Annotated in this window: 16 protein-coding genes; 5 read left to right on the top strand and 11 right to left on the bottom strand. The window is 71.9% G+C overall.

Features of this window, described 5'->3' with window-relative positions; genetic code table 11:
* Nucleotides 1-5: 5 nt before the first annotated feature.
* Both Q0818_RS12210 and Q0818_RS12205 read right to left on the bottom strand, forming a co-directional pair.
* Complete coding sequence (locus tag Q0818_RS12210) at nt 6-1,031, bottom strand: aldo/keto reductase (protein WP_298875120.1); 1,026 nt, start codon at nt 1,029-1,031, stop codon at nt 6-8.
* 235 nt (nt 1,032-1,266) lie between these two features.
* A complete protein-coding gene (locus Q0818_RS12205; protein ID WP_298875118.1) occupies nt 1,267-3,564 on the bottom strand; it encodes a polyribonucleotide nucleotidyltransferase in 2,298 nt (765 codons plus the stop codon).
* 304 nt (nt 3,565-3,868) lie between these two features.
* Between Q0818_RS12205 and Q0818_RS12200 the strand changes: the two genes are divergently transcribed.
* On the top strand, nt 3,869-5,194 hold the full coding sequence (locus tag Q0818_RS12200) for a hypothetical protein (RefSeq protein ID WP_298875115.1): 1,326 nt from the start codon (nt 3,869-3,871) through the stop codon (nt 5,192-5,194).
* A gap of 235 nt (nt 5,195-5,429) precedes the next feature.
* Here Q0818_RS12200 and Q0818_RS12195 read toward each other — a convergent pair whose 3' ends face one another.
* A complete protein-coding gene (locus Q0818_RS12195) occupies nt 5,430-7,394 on the bottom strand; it encodes a glycosyltransferase (protein ID WP_298875112.1) in 1,965 nt (654 codons plus the stop codon).
* Nucleotides 7,395-7,527: 133 nt separating this feature from the next.
* Between Q0818_RS12195 and Q0818_RS12190 the strand changes: the two genes are divergently transcribed.
* On the top strand, nt 7,528-8,139 hold the full coding sequence (locus Q0818_RS12190; protein ID WP_298875109.1) for a VTT domain-containing protein: 612 nt from the start codon (nt 7,528-7,530) through the stop codon (nt 8,137-8,139).
* 184 nt (nt 8,140-8,323) lie between these two features.
* Here Q0818_RS12190 and Q0818_RS12185 read toward each other — a convergent pair whose 3' ends face one another.
* Nucleotides 8,324-9,085, bottom strand: coding sequence for a fructosamine kinase family protein (locus tag Q0818_RS12185; protein ID WP_298875106.1), 762 nt, complete (start codon nt 9,083-9,085; stop codon nt 8,324-8,326).
* Nucleotides 9,086-9,131: 46 nt separating this feature from the next.
* On the opposite strand from Q0818_RS12185, the gene Q0818_RS12180 reads away from it, so the two are divergent.
* On the top strand, nt 9,132-9,914 hold the full coding sequence (locus Q0818_RS12180) for a DNA/RNA non-specific endonuclease (RefSeq protein WP_298875103.1): 783 nt from the start codon (nt 9,132-9,134) through the stop codon (nt 9,912-9,914).
* An 81-nt stretch (nt 9,915-9,995) separates the two neighbouring features.
* Here Q0818_RS12180 and Q0818_RS12175 read toward each other — a convergent pair whose 3' ends face one another.
* The 3 genes from Q0818_RS12175 to Q0818_RS12165 form a co-directional block, all read right to left on the bottom strand.
* Nucleotides 9,996-10,598: a class I SAM-dependent methyltransferase gene (locus tag Q0818_RS12175; protein WP_298875100.1), complete on the bottom strand. Its 603-nt coding sequence runs from the start codon at nt 10,596-10,598 to the stop codon at nt 9,996-9,998.
* A 391-nt stretch (nt 10,599-10,989) separates the two neighbouring features.
* Nucleotides 10,990-11,634, bottom strand: coding sequence for a CE1759 family FMN reductase (locus tag Q0818_RS12170; RefSeq protein ID WP_298875097.1), 645 nt, complete (start codon nt 11,632-11,634; stop codon nt 10,990-10,992).
* 1 nt (nt 11,635) lies between these two features.
* Nucleotides 11,636-12,868: an LLM class flavin-dependent oxidoreductase gene (locus Q0818_RS12165; protein WP_298875094.1), complete on the bottom strand. Its 1,233-nt coding sequence runs from the start codon at nt 12,866-12,868 to the stop codon at nt 11,636-11,638.
* A 137-nt stretch (nt 12,869-13,005) separates the two neighbouring features.
* Between Q0818_RS12165 and Q0818_RS12160 the strand changes: the two genes are divergently transcribed.
* Nucleotides 13,006-14,127 (top strand): acyltransferase family protein, encoded by a 1,122-nt coding sequence (locus Q0818_RS12160; RefSeq protein ID WP_298875092.1) that lies wholly within the window; start codon nt 13,006-13,008, stop codon nt 14,125-14,127.
* A 335-nt stretch (nt 14,128-14,462) separates the two neighbouring features.
* Here the strand turns inward: Q0818_RS12160 and efeB are convergent, their stop codons facing one another.
* Genes efeB through efeU form a run of 3 tightly spaced genes read right to left on the bottom strand, consistent with a single transcriptional unit; the run spans nt 14,463 to nt 18,075 of the window.
* The gene (gene efeB, locus Q0818_RS12155; RefSeq protein WP_298875767.1) at nt 14,463-15,806 is read right to left on the bottom strand and encodes an iron uptake transporter deferrochelatase/peroxidase subunit; all 1,344 of its coding nucleotides are present in this window, start codon (nt 15,804-15,806) and stop codon (nt 14,463-14,465) included.
* 2 nt (nt 15,807-15,808) lie between these two features.
* A complete protein-coding gene (gene efeO, locus Q0818_RS12150) occupies nt 15,809-17,038 on the bottom strand; it encodes an iron uptake system protein EfeO (protein ID WP_298875089.1) in 1,230 nt (409 codons plus the stop codon).
* A gap of 59 nt (nt 17,039-17,097) precedes the next feature.
* The gene (efeU, locus tag Q0818_RS12145) at nt 17,098-18,075 is read right to left on the bottom strand and encodes an iron uptake transporter permease EfeU (RefSeq protein ID WP_298875087.1); all 978 of its coding nucleotides are present in this window, start codon (nt 18,073-18,075) and stop codon (nt 17,098-17,100) included.
* 203 nt (nt 18,076-18,278) lie between these two features.
* On the opposite strand from efeU, the gene Q0818_RS12140 reads away from it, so the two are divergent.
* Nucleotides 18,279-19,295 (top strand): 2-oxoglutarate and iron-dependent oxygenase domain-containing protein, encoded by a 1,017-nt coding sequence (locus tag Q0818_RS12140; protein WP_298875084.1) that lies wholly within the window; start codon nt 18,279-18,281, stop codon nt 19,293-19,295.
* A gap of 446 nt (nt 19,296-19,741) precedes the next feature.
* On the opposite strand, the gene rpsO is transcribed toward Q0818_RS12140, so the two are convergent.
* Nucleotides 19,742-20,011: a 30S ribosomal protein S15 gene (gene rpsO / locus Q0818_RS12135; protein ID WP_013583433.1), complete on the bottom strand. Its 270-nt coding sequence runs from the start codon at nt 20,009-20,011 to the stop codon at nt 19,742-19,744.
* Nucleotides 20,012-20,176: the final 165 nt, after the last annotated feature.

Raw genomic sequence — 20,176 nt, 5'->3', positions numbered from 1 at the left:
GGCCCTCACTCGGCCGCGCGGGCGATATCCGACAGCTGCGAGCGGCTGAGCCGCACGCCCACGGCCCGCATGCACTCCATCACGTGACGCGGGGCGAAGGCGTTGACGATGGGCGCCGTGATGATCTTCTGCGCGAGCAGCCACGCGACCGCCACCGCGGCATCCGGGATGCCGAGTTCGTTGCCGACGGCGTCGAGGGCGCGCAGGACGCGCGATCCGCGCCGGTTCAGGTGGGCCGCGACCTGGAAGCCGCGCACCGACTGCGTCGATTGGCCGCGCGTGCGCGTCTCGCCCGCGAGGAATCCGTGGGCGAGAGGATGCGACGGGGTCACCGCCATGTTCTGGGCCGACGCGATCAGACGCACGTCGCCGTCGAACTCCGAGCGCCGCAGCACGTTGTAGGGCACGTCGAGCACGGTGATCCGGGGGTACCCGGCCGAGGACAGGATGCGCGCCTCCACGAGCTGGGCGGCGGTGTAGCCATGGGCGCCGATCGCGCGCACTTTGCCGGAATCGACGAGCCACTCGCTCGTCGCGAGGGTGTCCTCCAGCATCGCCGTGTCGCCGCGTGCCGCGTCGAGCGAGAGCACGTCGATGCGGTCGGTGCCCAGGCGCGTGAGCGACGCCTCGACCGCGCGGACGAGGTTCACCGAGTCGAGGCCGGGATTGTCGGGGTGCCCGCCGATGCGCACGGTCAGGACCGTGTCGTCGCGCACGCGTCGGGAACGCATCCACGCCCCGATGATGTATTCGCTGCGGCCGGCGGCGTAGCTGTCGGCGGTGTGCACGGCGTTGCCGCCGAGTTCGGCGTACGCGTCGAGGATCTCGTGGCTCGCGGCGGCATCGACGTTCCACCCGAACTCGCCGCCGCCGAGGAAGAGCGGGAAGACGTCGAAACCCGTCTCGCCGAGCGGAACGCGCACGTGCGAGCCGAGGCCCGGTCCCTGGAGCGTGATGGGGGCGGACGGATGCGGGGCGCGATCCCGACGCAGGCGCGGCGAGGCCGTCTCGTCGACGCCCGAGCCGCTCATGGTGGGCTCCCCTCTCGCGCCGGGAATCGGTGCGGATGTGCCGCACACCCTCGCCCCCCGACGTACTTCGAGGGTATGCGTTCCCCCGGACGGGGCCGCAGTTTCACCCGGCACGGCGATAAACATTGCGTAACGCTTGAGCGGGGCGCAGCCCCATCAGCCTCGCTGGCCACTCCTGTCACACGACGGATGCCCGCCCCGCACGAGGCGGGACGGGCATCCGAGGAGGAAGGGATCAGCCTTCGGCGGGAGCCTCGGGGCCCTCGCTCGCGGCGGCCGAGCTCTGCGTGTCGGCGGGCTCGGGCGTGGTCGCCTCCTCGTCGAGCACGGGCTCGAGCGACAGCTTGCCGCGGTCGTCGATCTTCGTGATGCGCACGAGGATCTTGCGACCGACCGAGAGCACGTCTTCGACGTTCTCGACGCGCTTGCCACCGGCGAGCTTGCGGACCTCGCTGACGTGCAGCAGGCCGTCCTTGCCGGGAAGCAGCGAAACGAACGCACCGAAGGTCGCGATCTTGACGACCGTGCCGAGGAACTGCTCGCCGACCTCGGGGTTGGTCGGGTTGGCGATCGCGTTCACCTGGGCGCGGGCGGCCTCGGCCGAGGGGCCGTCGGTCGCACCGATGTAGACGGTGCCGTCGTCCTCGATCGAGATCTGGGCGCCGGTCTCGTCCTGGATGGAGTTGATCGTCTTGCCCTTGGGTCCGATGAGCTCACCGATCTTGTCGACCGGGATCTGCACGCTGATGACGCGAGGCGCGGTGGGCGCCATCTCGTCGGGAGCGTCGATCGCGGCGTTCAGGACGTTGAGGATCGTCAGACGAGCCTCCTTGGCCTGGGTGAGGGCTGCGGCCAGCACCGACGACGGGATGCCGTCGAGCTTGGTGTCGAGCTGGATCGCCGTGATGAACTCCGACGTACCCGCGACCTTGAAGTCCATGTCGCCGAGGGCGTCTTCGGCGCCGAGGATGTCGGTCAGTGCGGCGTAGCGCGTCTGGCCGTCGACCTCATCGGTGACCAGGCCCATGGCGATACCGGCGACGGGGGCGCGAAGGGGCACACCCGCGTTCAGCAGCGACAGGGTCGAGGCGCAAACGGAGCCCATCGAGGTGGAGCCGTTGGAGCCGAGGGCCTCGGAGACCTGACGGATCGCGTAGGGGAACTCCTCGCGGCTGGGGAGCACCGGAACGAGCGCGCGCTCGGCCAGGAAGCCGTGACCGATCTCGCGACGCTTCGGGCTGCCGACACGGCCGGTCTCACCGGTCGAGTAGGGCGGGAAGTTGTAGTGGTGCAGGTAGCGCTTGCTCGTGATGGGCGACAGCGAGTCGATCTGCTGCTCCATCTTGAGCATGTTCAGCGTGGTGACGCCCAGGATCTGGGTCTCGCCGCGCTGGAAGATCGCCGAACCGTGCACGCGCGGGATGACCTGCACCTCGGCGTCGAGCGGACGGATGTCGGCCAGGCCGCGGCCGTCCATGCGCACGCCCTCGGCGAGGATGCGACCGCGCACGATCGTCTTGGTGACCGACTTGTAGGCGGCGCTGAACTCCAGCGTCGCGACGGCGGGCAGTTCGCCCGACTCGACGGCGGCGAGCAGCTGCTCCTTGACCGAGGACTTGACCTCGTCATCGGCGTTCTGGCGCTCCTGCTTGTCGGCGATCTGGTACACCGGCACGAGGCGGTCGTACGCGCGGCCGGCGACGAAGTCGTAGGTCTCCTGGCTGTAGGCCGGGAAGACGGGGAACGACTGGATCTCCTTCGAGGCGCTGCGGGCGACCTCGTTCTGCGCGTCGACGAGCTGACGCAGGAAGGGCTTGGCGGCCTCGAGGCCCTCGGCGACGACCTGCTCGTTGGGCTTGGTCGCGCCGCCCTTGATGAGGTTCCAGCTGCCCTCGGTGGCCTCGGCCTCCACCATCATGATGGCGACGTCGCCGTCGTCGAGCACGCGGCCCGCGACGATCAGGTCGAAGACGGCATCCTCGAGCTGCTCGGCCTTGGGGAACGCGACCCACTGGTCGGCGTGCTCGCCCTGACCGGGGATGAGCGCGAGGCGGACACCCGCGATCGGACCCGAGAACGGCAGACCCGAGATCTGGGTCGACATCGACGCGGCGTTGATCGCGAGGGCGTCGTAGAACTCGCCGGGCGCGATCGAGAGCACGGTCACGACGATCTGGACCTCGTTGCGCAGACCCTCGACGAACGAGGGGCGCAGCGGACGGTCGATGAGGCGGCACACGAGGATGGCCTCGGTGGAGGGGCGACCCTCGCGGCGGAAGAACGAGCCGGGGATCTTGCCCGCGGCGTACGAGCGCTCCTCGACGTCGACGGTCAGCGGGAAGAAGTCGAAGCCTTCACGCGGGTGCTTGCCGGCGCTGGTGGCCGACAGGAGCATGGTCTCTTCGTCGAGGTAGGCGGCGACGGCGCCCTGGGCCTGCTGAGCGAGGCGACCGGTCTCGAAGCGGACGGTACGGGTGCCGAAACGGCCGTTGTCGAGAACGGCTTCAGCGGCGGTGATTTCTGGACCTTCCAAGAGGTCCCTCCTTCTTTGTTTAGGCTCGCCGCCCCGTATGGGCGACGAGCTGACATGCGAAGGAGCAGGAACAGGCAGAAAGGGCGCGCCGACGAATCGACCCGGAAATCCCGGCGACTGGCCACCAGTAGACGACCACCCGGCGTTCCGACGGGGAGTCCACCACAGGGGACCAGCGTCTGCCGGCCTGCTCCGTGAGCTCATATGTATTTGAGCGGATGCCAACACGGCATTCGCGCTCTACCCTACCAGCGACGACTCCCCGGGGTGGTCGCGCCACGCTTTCGTGCTCTAGCGTGACCACATGGGTCTCACGCGTCTCACCAGTCACACGCTCGCGGCGTGCCTGGTCGTGGGCGCCGCCCTCGTGCCGTTCCCGGCGTCCGCCGCCGTCACCTCGGCCGTGGCGAGCCCGCGTTCCGCCGCCGCCGACGAGTCGGCCGTGGCCGCGCTGAAAGATCAACTGGATGCCGCCGAGGCCGAGGCCGCCTCCGCCTCCCGGCGCGCGCTGGATGCATCGGCCGCCGCCGAACGCACGCGTCGGCTCGCGGAGGCGACCGCCGCTCGCGCCCAGACCCTGACCCAGCAGAGCGCGGCCGCCGACGCCGCCCTGTCGCAGGCGAGCAGCCGAGCCGGAGCGAGCGCGGCACGGCTCTATCGCACGATCTGTTCGGGCCCCCTGGTGGCGCAGCTGCTCACCGGGGCCGATCCCGATTCGCTGCTGCAGCGGCTCGGTCTGCTCGACCACGTCACCGCGGTCAGCGCGCGCACCGCGGGCGACGCCCGCTCGGCCGCGGATGTCGCGACCTCGCTGCGCACACAGGCCGAGGTGGCGCGCACAGAGGCGACCCGACTGGCGACCGAGGCGCAGACCACCGCCGCCGCAGCCCGGACCGAGGCGGATGCCGAGGCGGCCGACGTCGCGGCGGCGCAGTCGCGACTGGACGAGCTCTATGCGCAACTCGCGGCCCTGCGCGAGACCACCGCCGCCCAGGAGCGCGCGGCCCGTGAGCGGGAGAAGGCCGCGCGCGACGCCGCCGAAGTCGGCGGCGCAACCGGGGGCGGCGCGGGGTCGAGCGGCTCCGGCGGCACCGGCTCCGGCAACACCGGCTCCGGGAACGGCGGCTCCGGGAACGGGTCGGGAGGATCCGGCGGTGGGTCCGGGAACGCCGGCGGGGGTGCTGCCGACGGCAGCGGCTCGGGCGCCGGATCGGGAGGGTCGGGAGGCAGCGGCGGCGGATCGGGCGGCGGCGGCTCCGGCGGAGGCGGTTCGAACAGCGGCGGCTCCGGCGGCGGCTCGACGGCACCCGCCGGCCCGATCATGAGCCCCGGCGAGGCCCGCGATCACGCGCGGGGCGCGATCCGCTCCTACGGGTGGGGCGACGACCAGTTCTCCTGCCTGGTGTCGCTGTGGAACCGCGAATCGGGGTGGCGAGCCGACGCCCTGAATCCCTGGAGCGGCGCCTACGGGATCCCCCAGGCCCTCCCGGGCGAGAAGATGGCATCCGCCGGTCTGGACTGGCGCACCAATGCGGCGACGCAGATCTCGTGGGGTCTGTCGTACATCAGCGCGCGCTACGGCTCCCCGTGCGGTGCGTGGGCGCACTCGGAGCAGACCGGCTGGTACTGAACGGCTGAGCCGGGCGAGCCGCACCCGGACCCTTCGACGAGCTCAGGGTCCTCCCTTCACGCGGGGCGACGCAGCCGGATCCCGCCACGAGCTCAGGGGCCTCCCTTCGCGCGGGGCGACGCCGCCGGGTCCCGCCACGAGCTCACGGTCCTCCCTTCACGCGGGGCGACGCCGCCGGAGCCCGCGATCAGCTCAGGGTCCTCCCGTGCGGGCAGCCCCGGGGCACCGGCGGGCGTCACGACGTGCGGGTGCGCTCCCGGTCGCCGCGGGTGGGCAGTTCGACGTACGCCTCGTGCTTCGCGCGGACGCCGTCGCCCGCGGTGCGCCCGCGCAGGCGGCGCCACACCCACGGCAACGCGTCGCGGGTCAGCCAGCCGCCGCGCGGTGCGTCGTCGTCGGCGTGCAGCGCCTCGTCGAGGCCCAGCAGGGCGCGCGCATCGGGCACGCCGAGCGCCTCCGCCGCGCGGTAGGCGACGAGCCGGTGCCCCGAGGAGCGCAGGTGCACCAGGTCGTCGGCCCACAGCGGCAGCTCACCGATCTCGGCGGCGGCCTCCAGGTCGAGCAGGATCGCGCCCTGCTCCGCCGCGATACGTCGCAGATGCACGTTGTAGGCCGCGAAACGGCGGGCGAAGATGCGGGCCGCGGGCCGGCGCGGCAGGAAGGTCGTCACCAAAAGCACGTCGGCGCCCGTGCGTCGCACCGCGCGCACCGCCGACTCCACCTCCGCCACGATCGCCGGCAGGATCGGGGCGGGCCCGACGAGGTCGTTGGCGCCGATGAGGATGGACACGAGATCGGGCTGCAGGGCGAGGGCGGCGGGGATCTGCTCGTCGATCAGGTGCCGCACCCGGCGACTGCGCACGGCGAGGTTGGCGTAGCGGAAGGGCCCGTCGTCGCTGGTGTGGGCGAGCAGCTCCGCGAGACGGTCCGCCCACCCGCGGAACTGTCCCGAGGGCATGCGCGACGCATCGCACAGTCCCTCGGTCAGCGAGTCGCCGAGCGCCACGAAGCGGGTCCAGCGGCCCCGCGTACGCGTGGCTTCGACAGCCGCCGGGCGTGGCCCGCCACGCAGCAGCAGGTTGTCGTCGATGCGGCGCAGGGCGATGGCATCCGCGTAGTGTCCGACGAGGTCGCCCGTGAGGGCCGCCCACGTGCGCCCCTGCACGGCGTCGCGCGCCGCCCGGGCGAAGGCGCGGCGCTTCGACTCGTCGCCGACGAGATCGGCGACGCGGGCGCGCAGGTCGTCGAGGTCGCCGGGCTTGTACAGCCAGCCGTCGACGCTCGAGCGCACGAGATCGAGCGGACCGCCGACCCCCGTCGCGACCACCGGGACGCCGCTGGCCAGGGCTTCCTGGATGGTCTGCCCGAACGTCTCGCTCTCACCCGGGTGCACGAACACGTCGAAGCCGGCCATGACCGACGACAGCGCCGCGCCGGACAGGTGCCCGGTGAAGAGGGCGTCCGGGAGGGCCTTCTCGAGCGACGGGCGCGAGGGCCCGTCGCCCACGATCACCACTCGGGTCTCGGGCAGCCCGGCGAGGACGCGGAGGTCGTCGACCTGCTTCTCGGGCGCGAGCCGCCCGACGTAACCGACGATGCGCTCGCCGCGCGGGGCCACCTCGGCACGCCAGGCGTCGTCACGGTGCTCGGGGCCGAAGCGCACGGCATCCACTCCCCGACCCCAGCGACGGATGCGATCCACGCCGAGTCCCTCGAGCTGACGCATCGACGCCGACGAGGGCGCGAGGGTGAGCGTCGCGCGACGGTGCAAGCGGGCGACGTGGGCGGCGACGAGCGCCGTGGCGTGCGGCAGGCCGTACTTCTGCGAATACGCGACGACGTCGGTCTGGTAGACGGCGACGGAGGGGATCTTGAGGGCGTCCGCCGCCGCGAGTCCCTGCCACCCGAGCACGAAGGGGGATGCCAGGTGCACGACGTCGGGATCGAAGTCGCGCAGCAGGGCGCCCAGGCGCGCCGCGCGGGCGAACACCACCCGCACCTCGGGGTACGACGGCAGCGGCACGGAGCGCAGGAGCTCGGTGCGGGCACCGTGCAGGTCGGCGGTGACGTCTCCGGATTTGGGGGCGATCACGAGCGTCTCGTGCCCCGCCTCCGCCAAGTGGCGGAGGACATGGAGAACGGAACCGGTGACCCCGTTCATGTGCGGGAGGAAGGATTCGGCCAGCAGCGCGACTCTCACGAGTCCAGGGTGCGACCTCGCGCGCTCTCGCGGGGCGCGCAGAGGGCCCACGTTCGCGATGTTCACCGGATGCTCCGCGGGGCGTCACCGCCGCGTGGGCGGGGCGTCTCGATCGGCGGCGGAGAGTGACGGGATGGACGGCGTCGACGCATGGCTGCAGGCGATCGCGGCAAGCCCCTGGGCCCTGCTCGCGATGGCGGTGCTGGTGTTCGCCGATGCGTTCCTCGTCGTCATCCCGGGCGAGGCGGCGGTGACGGCGTTCGGCGCCCTCGCGGTCGCGCACGGCACTCCGTCGCTGGGCGGGGTGATCCTCGTCGCGGGAGCGGCGGCCTTCACGGGCGACCTGTGCTGCTACCTGATGGGACGCGCGGTCGGCGTCGAGCGATGGGCCTGGATGCGCGGGCCCCGCGTGTCGGCCGCGTTGGAGTGGGCGCGCCGACGCCTCGAACGCAATGCCGCGCTGGTGCTGTTCACGGCGCGATTCGTGCCGTTCGCCCGGCTCGCGGTGAACCTCGCCGCCGGAGCCTCGCGCGTGCAGCCGGCGCGGTATCTCGGCGTCGCCGCCCTGGCGGCTCTGGCATGGGCCGCCTACCAGGCGGTGATCGGCGCGGTGGTCGCCGCCGTCGTGCCCGGGGGTCCGGTGGTGGCGGTGGTGGTGTCGATCGTCGTCGCGGTGGGGATCGGCGTGGGCATCGACCTGCTGCTCGCGCGGCGCGCGAAGCGGCGGGCCGCCGCGCGGGGCTGACCCCGTCGGCTCCGGAGCGCGCAGATCGGCCGACCCCGCCCGGGAACGTGCGAGCTTCGCGCGGGATGCGGGCGCCGCGGCCCCACGCGGCGGCTCGCAGATCGGCGCGCTCCTCGCATCCCCTACCCGGGAAGGTGCGAGCTCCGCCCGCGTCTGCGACCCCCGGATGCCGAAAGCCGGCGCCTCAGGCCACCGCGAGCGTCTGCTCGGCGGCATCCACGAGGGCCCGGCCGTACGACGGTCCGTGACCGGCCGCGTGCACGGCGAGGGGGTGCAGCTGGTGCAGCGGCACGCGCTCGCGCCACCCGGCGCGCAGCGGCCGCGCGCGGTCGTAGGCGGCGAGGATGCGCTCGAGGAACGGGCAGCCGAAGAGCGCGAGCATCGCGAGGTCGGTCTCGCGATGCCCTCCGTGGGCCGCGGGATCGATGAGCACGACCCCCTCGGGAGCCCACAGCACGTTGCCCGCCCACAGGTCGCCGTGCAGCCGCGCGGGCGGCTCGTCGTCGTCGAACGCCCCGTCGGCGACGAGCCGGCAGGCGCGGCGCACAAGCTCGGCACCGGATGCCGAGAGGTTCCCCGCCGCGACGGCGATCGGCAGGAAGGGCTCGACGCGCTGAGCCGCGTAGAAGGCGCCCCAGGTCGCGGTGGGACGCGCGGGCTGCGGTCGGCGGCCGATGAAGATGTCGCCCTCCCAGCCGGGAGGCGCCGCGCCGAAGGCCGTGGCTCCGGCGGCGTGGGTCGCGGCGAGCGCGGCACCGAACGCCTCGGCCGACGCCGCGGTCGGGGGCGTCTCGGCGACGCGCTCCAGCACGATGCGCTCCTCGGTCGCCTCGACGACGCCGACGGTGCGTGCTCCGTGGGCGTCGGCGAGCCACCGCAGGCCCGCGGCCTCCGCGGCGAAGAAGCCGGCAGGCGCGTCGGCCCGGGTCTTCACGTGCTGTTCCATCGGTCCAGTCTGTCGCGATGTCGGGGGTCCGCGGCAGCATGGGGGCATGAGCGACGGCTACGACCCGGACTTCCTCGGCCTCCCCCTCCCCCTGCCCGCGCCCGCCGCACCGACGACGCGGCTCGACTACGCACGATTCTCGGTGCTGCTGCGGGAGGACCGCCGATTCGCCGCGGTCACCGCCGTCGTGATCGACGGGGCGACCCTGCGCGACCTCCCCCGCTCGGGCGAATGGCGCCTCGACCCGCGGGTGCCCGCCGATGCGCAGGCCGGTCCCGAGGTCTACAGCCGCAACGATCTCGATCGGGGCCATCTGGTCCGTCGTCGCGATCCGGGCTGGGGAGACGTCGGAGAGGCTCGGGATGCCACCGAGGCCACGTTCTTCTACACGAACGCCGCCCCGCAGGCGGCCGGATTCAACCAGTCGAAGGAGCTGTGGCTCGGTCTCGAGGACCACGTCCTCGCCTACGCCGAGACGACCGATCAGCGGCTGGCGGTGTTCACGGCGCCGGTGCTCGACGACGGCGATCCGCCGTACCGCGGCATCCGGGTGCCCCTGCGGTTCTGGAAGATCGCGGCCTGGAGACGGGGCGAGACCCTCGCCGCGGCCGGCTTCGTGCTCGATCAGAGCGAGCTCGTCGACACGCGGCAGGGGCTCACGGTGCCGCCCCTCGGGGCCTTCCGCACGTTCCAGGCACCGATCGCCGACATCGCCGCCGAAGCGGGCGTCGACGTCGGGCCGCTCGTGGCCGCCGACACCTTCGCGCGTCTCGGCCTGCGCCCGGTCGCCCCGCGGGAGCTCAGGGGACCCGACGACATCGTGCTGTGAGAGGCACGGCCGGTCGGCTCGTCGGTGCGCGCGTCCCGGCGGGTGCGGTGGCCCCGTCCGGAGGGACGGACCGTGCGCCCGTCAGCGCACCCGGACCGCGTGCAGAACGGTGTCGATCGCGGGGTGCGCGTGACCGCCGCGCAGCTCGGCATCCGCACTCGTTCGCGTGACGCGTTCGCACCTCTGGATGCGGAAGCGATCGTCGAGCGCACCGCGCAGGAGGTCGGGCGTGTAGAGGATGGCGGGATCGGAGGGTCCGTGACCTCCCGCGGCGATGTTCTCGACGTCGTGGCCGACGACGAGGAGCGTGCCTCCGGGCGCCACCCACTGCGCGATGCGCGCGACGACCGCCGCGGCATCGGGCAGGTGGAGGTAGCACGAGACGACGAGGTCGACGGGCGACTCCGGCGCCCAGTCGTGCACGTCGCCCTGGACCCATCGCACCGCATCGCCCCCGGGGCGGGCCGCGGCGAGCGCGAGCCCCGCGCCCGAGAAGTCGAGGCCGGTGCACGACCAGCCCCTCTCGGCGAGCCACAGCGCCGTGCGTCCGTCGCCGGTCGCGATGTCGACGGCGGTCGTCGGCGCCAAGGGCGTGGCGATCTCCCGCACGACGGCGGGCGGTTGGGTGGCCCACACTCCCCCGGCGGAGGCGCGGTAGCGCTCGTCCCACTGCGTGGCATCCATCCCGACTCCTTCTGCTCGCCCCCACCCTAGGCGGAGCGCCCACGGCCGCGGGACTCGCCGACTCAAGGCGCGGCCGTCCGGGGCCGCGCGGACTCGCCGACACGCGGCGCGGCCGTCCGGGGCCGCTTCGCGCGCACAACCTCCGCGATTCGCACAACCTCAGCCCGAACCGCGCGCCCGCAACGGAGTTTGCGCACATGACTGAACCTGCGACCCACGCACGACGACGCCCCGGAGCGCGCCCGCGCGCACAACCTCCGCGATTCGCACAACCTCAGCCCGAACCGCGCGCCCGCAACGGAGTTCGCGCACATGACTGAGCCTGCGACCCGCCCGTCCCCACGCACGACGACGCCCCGCCGCCACACGGGCGACGGGGCGTCGAGGCGGGTTACTCTCCCGACAAACCGCCCAGCAGGTGGCCGAACGACCGGCCCTCGCCGAGGTACGACGAGGGGTCGAAGGGGTCGGCGTCGCGCACGGGCTCGCGCGCGGCGATCGCGTCGGCGAACTCCCGCGCGCCGCGGTCGACCCGCGAACCGAGCGGTGCCACCTCGTCGGCGTTCGCGCCCCAGTCGCTCGAGGCGGCGAACACCCCGGTCGGCACCGGGTTGGCGTGCAGGTAGGTGAACAGCGGGCGGATCGCGTAGTCGATGGCGAGCGAGTGGCGGGCGGTGCCGGCGTTCGCCCCGATCAGCACCGGTGTGCCGCTCAGCGCCTGCGGGTCGAGCACGTCGATGAACGACTTGAACAGCCCCGAGTAGCTCGTGGAGAAGATCGGCGTGACGGCGATGATGCCGTCGGCCGAGACGACCGTGTTGATCATCTGCTCGAGCGCCGGCGGGGCGAAGCCCGTGAGCAGGTTGTCGGTGAGGTCGTGCGCGTAATCGCGCAGTTCGAACACGTCGGCCGTGGCCTCGATCCCCCGCTCGCGCAGCTCGGCGAGAGCGGCGTGGGCGAGTCGATCGCCGAGCATGCGGGTCGACGAGGGCGTCGAGAGTCCCGCGGTGATCACCGCGATGCGGCGGGCGGCCATCTCAGGCACCCACCTTCGTCGCGGCGGCACCGAACGCGCTGCCCGTGCGAGGCGCGGCATCCTGGTACGGGCTTCCCGAGACCATGTTGTCGCCGCGGTTGGCACCGGGCACCGCCTGACGCGGGGCCGCGCCGGCGTAGATCTTCTCGACGAGGTTGGCGTGCGTGGGCGCGTCGGGAACCTCGACCGGGCGGTTCTTCTGCAGCTCCTTGCGCAGCACCGGAACGACCTCGCCGCCGAGGATGTCGAGCTGCTCGAGCACCGTCTTGGTCGGAAGGCCCGCGTGGTCGATGAGGAACAGCTGGCGCTGGTAGTCGCCGAACGTCTCGCGCATCGCCGCGTACCGGTCGATGATCTGCTGCGGCGAGCCGACGGTCAGCGGGGTCATCTCACTGAAGTCCTCGAGGCTCGGACCGTGGCCGTAGACGGGCGCGTTGTCGAAGTACGGACGGAACTCCCGCACCGCGTCCTGCGAGTTGGCGCGCATGAACACCTGGCCACCGAGGCCGACGATCGCCTGCTGGGGCGTGCCGTGACCGTAGTGGGCGTAGCGCTCCCGGTACAGCGTGATGAGGCGCTGGTAGTGCTCCTTGGGCCAGAAGATGTTGTTCGCGAAGAAGCCGTTGCCGTAGTACGCGGCCTGCTCGGCGATCTCGGGCGTGCGGATCGAGCCGTGCCACACGAACGGGGGCACGCCGTCCAGCGGTCGCGGGGTCGAGGTGAAGCCCTGCAGCGGCGTGCGGAACTTCCCCTCCCAATCCACGACGTCCTCCCGCCACAGCTTGTGCAGCAGGTCGTAGTTCTCGATGGTGAGCGGGAGGCCCTGGCGGATGTCCTTGCCGAACCAGGGGTACACGGGGCCGGTGTTGCCGCGGCCGAGCATGAGGTCGGCGCGACCGCCCGACACGTGCTGGAGCATCGCGAAGTCCTCGGCGATCTTCACCGGGTCGTTCGTGGTGATGAGCGTGGTCGAGGTCGTGAGGATGAGGCGCTCGGTCTGCGCGGCGATGTAGGCCAGCGTGGTCGTGGGCGACGACGACCAGAAGGGCGGGTTGTGGTGCTCCCCGAGGGCGAAAACGTCGAGGCCGACCTCTTCGGTGTGCTTCGCGATCGTGAGCGTGTCTTTGATGCGCTGGGCTTCGCTCGGGGTCTTCCCCGTGGTGGGGTCCTGGGTGATGTCGCTCACCGTCATGACACCGAACTGCATGCCCGGCCAGTTGTTCGTCTCGCTCATGATGCGACCTCCGTTTGTATGCATCTGAATATACATGTCAGAACGCACGACGCCGATTTTTATTCCGCCGTACCCCATCGGCATCCGGGATCCACCCCCATGGACCCTCGCTCGCGTCGCGATTATCGTCGCCCGGGATGACGGATGCCACCACCTCGCCCCGCACGACGACCCGCACCCCGTTCTGGGACAACGCGCGCTTCGCCGCGATCGTGCTCGTCGTCTTCGGCCATGCCATCCAGCGGCTCACTTACGACTCGGATGCCGCGCAGGCGCTGTACCTGCTCGTGTACGCGTTCCACATGCCCCTGTTCGCGCTGGTGTCGGGGTATTTCTCCTCGGGAGCCGAACCCACCCGTCGCCGGATGGCCCGCGTCGTCACCGACCTGATCGCGCCGTACCTCATCTTCGAGACCCTGTGGACGATCACGCAGTTCCTGGTGACGGGGAGGACGAATCTCGACCCCGCTCAGCCGTCGTGGACGCTGTGGTTCCTCCTCGCGCTCGCGCTGTTCCGACTCGTTCTGCCGTATCTCGCGCTGGTGCGCGGACCCGTCCTGTGGGCGCTGGCGATCTCGGTGATCGCCGGCTACCTGCCGAGCATCGACTCGACGTTCTCGGTGTCGCGGTTACTGGGCCTGCTGCCCTTCTTCACCCTGGGATGGTGGCTCCGCGAGCACGACGTCGTCGCGCGCCTCGGGCTGCTCGAGCGCCGTCCGGTGTGGCTGCGGGCCGTCGCCGCCGTTGTGCTCGCGGGCGCCGGAATCCTCGCCTACGCCTTCGTCGACACCTGGAGCGAGGTGCGTCTGGGCACGTGGTTCTTCTTCGTCGACGCCTACGTCGATCTCGACGCCCCGCAGTGGTGGGCGGGAGCCGTGCGCCTCGCGATCATCGCCCTCGCGCTCGTGCTCATGTCGGCGTTCCTGCTGCTCATCCCCCGGCGGGAGACGCGCTGGAGCGTCCTGGGCCGGTACACGATGTACGTCTACCTGCTCCACACGTTCGTGCTCTACCCGTTCCGCCAGTCGGGCGTCCTTCGGGGCCTCGAGCCGATGTGGCTGTGGATCCCCGTCGTGATCGTCGCGAGCGTCCTCATCGCCGTGGCCCTGTCAAGCCGCCCCGTGCGACGCCTCACCCGCCCTCTGGTGGAGCCCCGGATGCCGTGGCTCTTCCGCGATCGCGAGCTCGGCGCCGGCCGCGCGTCCGCGGCATCCGGGACCGCGACGCACCAGGCTCAACCGCCCCGAGGGGCGCCATAGCGAGGTCCCTGAGCTCGTCGAAGGGACCGGGACCCGCAACGCCCGGTGGCTTCGACAAGCTCAGCCACCTCCGCCGCCCGCCCGAAGGGCGCCGTGGCCAGGTCCCTGAGCCTGTCGAAGGGACCGAGACCCGCAACGCCCGGTGGCTTCGACAAGCTCAGCCACCTCCGCCGCCCGACCGAAAGCCGCCGTGGCCAGGTCCCTGAGCTCGTCGAAGGGACCGAGACCCGCGACGCCCGGTGGCCTCGACGAGCTCAGCCACCTCCGCTGCTCGACCGACAGCCGCCACGCTCGGCGGCCTCGACAGGCTCCGCCGCCTCGGGACGCGCCGCCGGCTACGCCCCGAGCAGCCCCGCCCCGATCGACGTGCCGGTGGGAGCCGCCGGCGGCACGGCCCAGAGACCGGAGCCGACGTGCCGCAGGTACTCGCCCATGGCATCCGTCGCGAGGGCCCTCTGCACGGTGATGTAGCGCTCGGGACTCTTCTGGAACGACAGGAAAAAGAGTCCCGCGTTCAAGCGGCCGAGATCGGTCGTGCCGTCGACGAAGTTGTAGCCACGGCGGAGCAGGCGGATGCCACCGTTCATGTCGGGGTGCGCGAGCCGCACGTGACTGCGGGGGTCGATCGCCGGCTTCCCCCCGGCGCCGACGGCGTCGAAGTCGGGAGCGGCGAACTCGTCGCCGCCCGAGAGCGGAGCGCCGTTCGCCTTGTCGCGACCGACGACCCGGTCCTGCTCCGCGAGGCGCGTGCGGTCCCACGTCTCGATGAGCATCGCGATGCGCCGCGCGACGAGGTACGACCCGCCCGCGAGCCACGCCGGGCCCTCGGATGCCGAGACCCACACGTTCTCGTCGAGGGCGGCGGTGTCGTCGGCGAGGATGTTCGCCGTGCCGTCCTTGTAGCCGAACAGGTTGCGCGGGGTCGCCTGGTCGGAGGTGGTCTTCGAGGTGCGGCCGAAACCGAGCTGCGACCAGCGGATCGTCGCGCGGCCGAACGCGATGCGGCTGAGGTTGCGGATCGCGTGCACCGCGACCTGCGGATCGTCGGCGCAGGCCTGGATGCAGAGGTCGCCGTCGGAGCGGAGCGGATCCAGGTCGTCGCCCAGGAACGCCGGGAGTCGCTCGAGCCCCGCGGGCTTCTGCCCCTCGAGGCCGAAGCGCTGATCGAACAGCGTGGGCCCGAAGCCGAACGTGATGGTGAGGTTGCTCGCGGGAAGACCCAGGGCCTCGCCGGTGTCGTCGGGCGGCGCCTCCGGAGAGCCACCGACGGCACCGGAGGCACTGACGTCGAGGCCCTGCATCATGCGGGTCGCCGCGTACGTCCAGTCGGCGAGCAGCTCGGCGAGGTCGTCGCGGGTCGTGCGCGCCATCATGTCGTAGGCCGCGAAGTGCAGGTGGTCCTGGACCGGGGTGGTGATCCCGGGCTGGTGGATGCCGGCGGCCGGGGCCACGGCATCCATCACCGCTCGTTCCTGCTCGCGACCGTACGCCGCTCCGCTCACGAGACCGAGGCCCGATCCCACCACGAGGCCCGTGGCGCTCGCGCCGAGCGCGAGGCCCATGAGCCCACGCCGGGACAGCCCGGCGGCCCCGGATCCGGCGGACGCGGCGCCGGCGGACGCGGCGACCGCCGGGTCCGAAGACCCGGCGGTGCCGGGGGTGAGCCGTTCGTCGTCCACGGTCATTCCAGGATCGTCACCGTCAGCTGCGACAGCGGCTCGGCGAGGGCGTTGATGAGGTCGGTGAGCTGACGCTTGTCGGCCTCGGTGAGCTGGGAGTAGGGCACGAAGCCGGCCTCGGCGGATCCGTGCGCGGCGAGGGCTGCCTCAAAATCGGTGTACCCCGCGTCGATGCGACCGACCAGGCTCGCGCCCTTGTCGCCCTTGGACTCCGCGAAGTCGCGCACGAGCGAGAACGCCATCTTGGACCCCTCGACGTTGGCCGCGAAGTCGTACAGGTCGGTTCCCGACCACCAGTCCTCTTCGCCGCTGATCTTGCCCGTGGCCACCTCGTCGAGCAGCGCGATCGCGCCGTTCGAGATACCCGCGACGCCCTGGGCGTCGAGGGCCTCGGTGAAGGCGTCGGAGTGCACGTAGTCGTACAGCTCCTGCGTGTCGGCGATGAGCTTGTCGCCGTAGGTGGCGCGCTCGGCCGGCGTCGAGGGCGCCCAGTTTTGCCACGCGGGCGTCTCGCCGTCGGCGTTCAGCGCGTCCTGCGCGGGGACCCAGAGGTCCTTCTCGATGCGGTGGAACCCGGTCCAGTCCAGACCCTCGGCCACGGCGTCGACCTCGCGGTAGTCGATGCGGGGGTCGAGGTCGCCCAGCGCCTCCGCGATCGGCTCGATGCGCTCGTAGAACGCGCGGACGCGCGGGAACTGCTCGCGCGCCGCGGCATCGTCACCGCTCTCGTACACGGCGGCGAAGGTCTGCACCGCGGGGAGGAGCTGGCCGACCTGGTCCTTCACGAACGCGGCGTACAGGTCGACGGCCTGCTGCTTCTGCTCGGCATCCGGTCCGTCGACGGCCACGGCGTCGCCGGTGACGGTGAACGCCGCCTTGCCGACGCCGTCTCCCACCATTCCCGGCTTGCACAGGGTGTAGTAGTCACCCGGCTGCGCGACCACGGTGAGGCTGCGCGAGGCGCCCGGGGCGATGTTCTCGACCTCGCCGACGATGCGGAGGCCGTCGGAGGCCAACAGGTAGAACTCCGTGGTCTGCTCGCTCTTGTTGTCGACCGTGAAGGCGACGGTGCCGCTGGGGGCGCTCCCGGCCGAGACGGCGCAGCCGTCGGCCGTGGAGGTCACCGTGAGGGCGCCGGAGGCCGCGGCGTCGGTCTTGGCGACGCAGCCGGAGAGGAGGAGGACGGCCGCGCCGGCCGCGGCGCCGGCCGCGAGGAGGCGTGTCGAATTCATGGTGCTCCGTTCGAGGGAAGGATGCCGCGGCGTCGGGTGCGCGCGGGAGGAAGAATGTCTCAGGGGGCGGTGGAGGTGCCGGCCGCCGCCGGGGCGGCCGCGAGCCGGGGCTCCGCCGGCACGGTGGACGGCGAGGTCGCGGCGGGGCGCGGACGACGACCCGCACGCACGCCCCGGACGAAGGGCGGGACGACGACGGCGACGTAGACGACCCACGCGATGACCTGCAGCCACGTCATCTGCGGCATGAAGCCCACGGTCGCCTGCAGCAGCACCGCGAGCGCGCTGTCGGGGGCCACGGCGGTCGAGACGTCGAAGGCCCACCCGAAGGGGAAGCCGGCCCAGCCGGTGGCGACCAGACCGGTGGCGGGGTCGATCGGCGCACCGGCGCCGAACGGGCCGGGAAGCGCCCCGGCCTCCTGCAGGTCGTGGAAGGCGTACGCGAGCACGCCCGCCGCCACGATGATGAGGAAACCGCCCGTCCAGGTGAAGAAACGGCCGAGGTTGAGGCGCAGCATGCCGCGCGCGATGAACCAGCCGAGGACGACGGCGGTGGCGAGGCCCAGGAGCGCTCCGAGCAGGGCCACGGGGGACTCGCCGAACGACTGCACCATCGACCACAGCAGCAGGGTCGTCTCCACGCCCTCGCGGGCCACCGACACGAACCCGATCGCCACGAGCGCCCACACGCCGCCGCGCAGCGCCTTGTCGACTCCGCCCTCGAGGCCCGCCTTGAGGGTGCGGCCGGCCTTCTGCATCCAGAAGATCATCCAGGTGACCATCGCGACCGCGAGCAGCGAGAGCCCGCCGCCGAGAAGCTCCTGGGCCTCGAACGTGAGCATGTAGGCGCCGAACGTGAAGATCGCGCCGACGCCGAGCGCGAGGGCCACGGCGAGTCCGACACCGGTCCAGAGCTTGGGCAGGGCGTCGCGGCGATCGACGCGCGTGAGGTAGGCGACGAGGATGCCGACGACGAGCGCGGCCTCGAGGCCTTCACGGAGGCCGATGAGGAAGGTGGCGAAGAAGCTGGCAAGCACGGGCGGGAGTTCCGACTTTCACGAGGAGGAAGGACCGCGACGTTGCGGACCAGGTAAGGACAGCCTCACCTGACTGTGACAGATTACGCACTTTCGCCGCTTCGCGCATCCCCGATGTCGGCGGAAAGCGGATGCCGCTCGCGTGCGCGGTAACGGTCGGCAACATTCGCGCGCGCGACGAAGGCCCGACCTAGCCTCGATCCATGTCCGAGTTGAACCTCCCGATCCTCGACCTCTCGCTGCTCGATCAGGGGCCCGAGGCCGCGTCCCGCTTCCGCGACGACCTGCGCGCCGCCACCCATGACGTCGGCTTCTTCTACCTGACCGGAACCGGGGTCACGCCCGAGCTCGAAGGTCGACTGCTGCAGGCCGCCCACGACTTCTTCGCCCTCCCCGAGGCCGAGAAGCTCGCGATCGAGAACGTCACGAGCCCCCACTTCCGCGGCTACACCCGCGTCGGCGGCGAGCGCACGCTGGGGCGCGTGGACTGGCGCGAGCAGATCGACATCGGTCCCGAGCGCGACGCGATCCAGGATGCCGACGGCCCCGGCTACAACCGGCTCGTGGGGCCGAACCTGTGGCCGGCCGCCCAGCCCGAGCTCCGCGAGGTCGTCACCGAGTGGCACGATCACCTCACCGGCGTCGCCCGCAAGCTGCTGCGCGCGTGGGCCCTCGCCCTCGGCGCCGAGGAGCAGTACTTCGACCGCCACTTCGGCGACCCCCAGACGCTCATCAAGATCGTGCGCTACCCGGGCAAAGACGACCCGACCCCTCAGCAGGGTGTCGGTGCGCACAAGGACTCGGGGGTTCTCACCCTGCTCTGGGTCGAGCCCGGCAAGGGCGGTCTGCAGGTCGAGCGCGACGGCGAGTGGGTCGACGCTCCCCCGGTGCCGGGCGCCTTCGTCGTCAACATCGGCGAGCTGCTCGAGTACGCGACGCAGGGGTATCTGACCGCGACGAACCACCGCGTGATCTCGCCCTCGTTCCCCGACGAGCGCATCTCGGTGCCGTTCTTCTTCAACCCGGCCCTCGACGCGCGGCTGCCGATCATCGAGCTGCCCGCGGAGCTCGCCGCCGAGGCCCGCGGCGTCTCGCAGGATCCGTCGAACCCGATCCACGCGACCTACGGCGAGAACGCGCTGAAGTCGCGCCTGCGGGCGCACCCCGACGTCGCGGAACGGTGGCACGCCGATCTGCTGGCCGCGCGCACGGCATCCTGACCCGTTCGTCGAACGCCCGCTGCCCGGTCGCCCCGGCGGCGGGCGTTCGGCGTTCGCGAGCCCGGGTGGCTGAGCCTGTCGAAGCCACCGCTCCCTCGCGGCCCAGGTGGCTGAGCCCGTCGAAGCCACCGCCCCCTCGCGACCCAGGTGGCTGAGCCCGTCGAAGCCACCGATCCCTCGCGGCCCAGGTGGCTGAGCCCGTCGAAGCCACCGCTCCCTCGCGGCCCAGGTGGCTGAGCCTGTCGAAGCCACCGGTCCCTTCGACAGGCTCAGGGACCTCCCACGGACTCAGGGACCTCCCACGGACTCAGGGACCTTCCACGGACTCAGGGACCTCTCGAGACCACGGGGCGCGCGCCCGTCGCCCCGTCCGGGAATGACGAAGGCCGCCCCACACCGTGGGGCGGCCTTCCAAGAATGTTTTGCGCGATAGAACGCTGGTGCGATTAGCGACGCAGACCGAGACGCTCGATGAGCGAGCGGTAACGGTTGATGTCGACGTCCTGCAGGTAACCCAGCAGGCGGCGGCGCTGACCGACGAGCAGGAAGAGTCCACGGCGCGAGTGGTGGTCGTGCTTGTGGATCTTGAGGTGCTCGGTGAGGTCCTTGATGCGCTGCGTCATCATCGCGACCTGCACCTCGGGGGATCCGGTGTCACCGGGGTGCGTCGCGTACTCTTCGATGATCGCCTTCTTGACGTCTGCTTCGAGTGCCATAGATGGGATCCCCTTCCTTCTCATTGCGCGGCGCCCGTCACACGATGTGCGAGCTCTCTTTATCCGCGGCCGATCGAACGGCAACCGCATGAGTCTACCAGCATCCGGATGCCGTGAACGAACCGCTGCGTACCGGCGCCCCCTCGAGGCCCGGGGCCTCCCGCG

Origin of the sequence: uncultured Microbacterium sp. (assembly GCF_947489255.1) — a bacterium.
Classification (GTDB): Bacteria; Actinomycetota; Actinomycetes; order Actinomycetales; family Microbacteriaceae; genus Microbacterium; species Microbacterium phycohabitans.
Note: the sequence above shows the minus strand (reverse complement) of the source record. Positions and strands in the feature narration are given on the sequence as shown.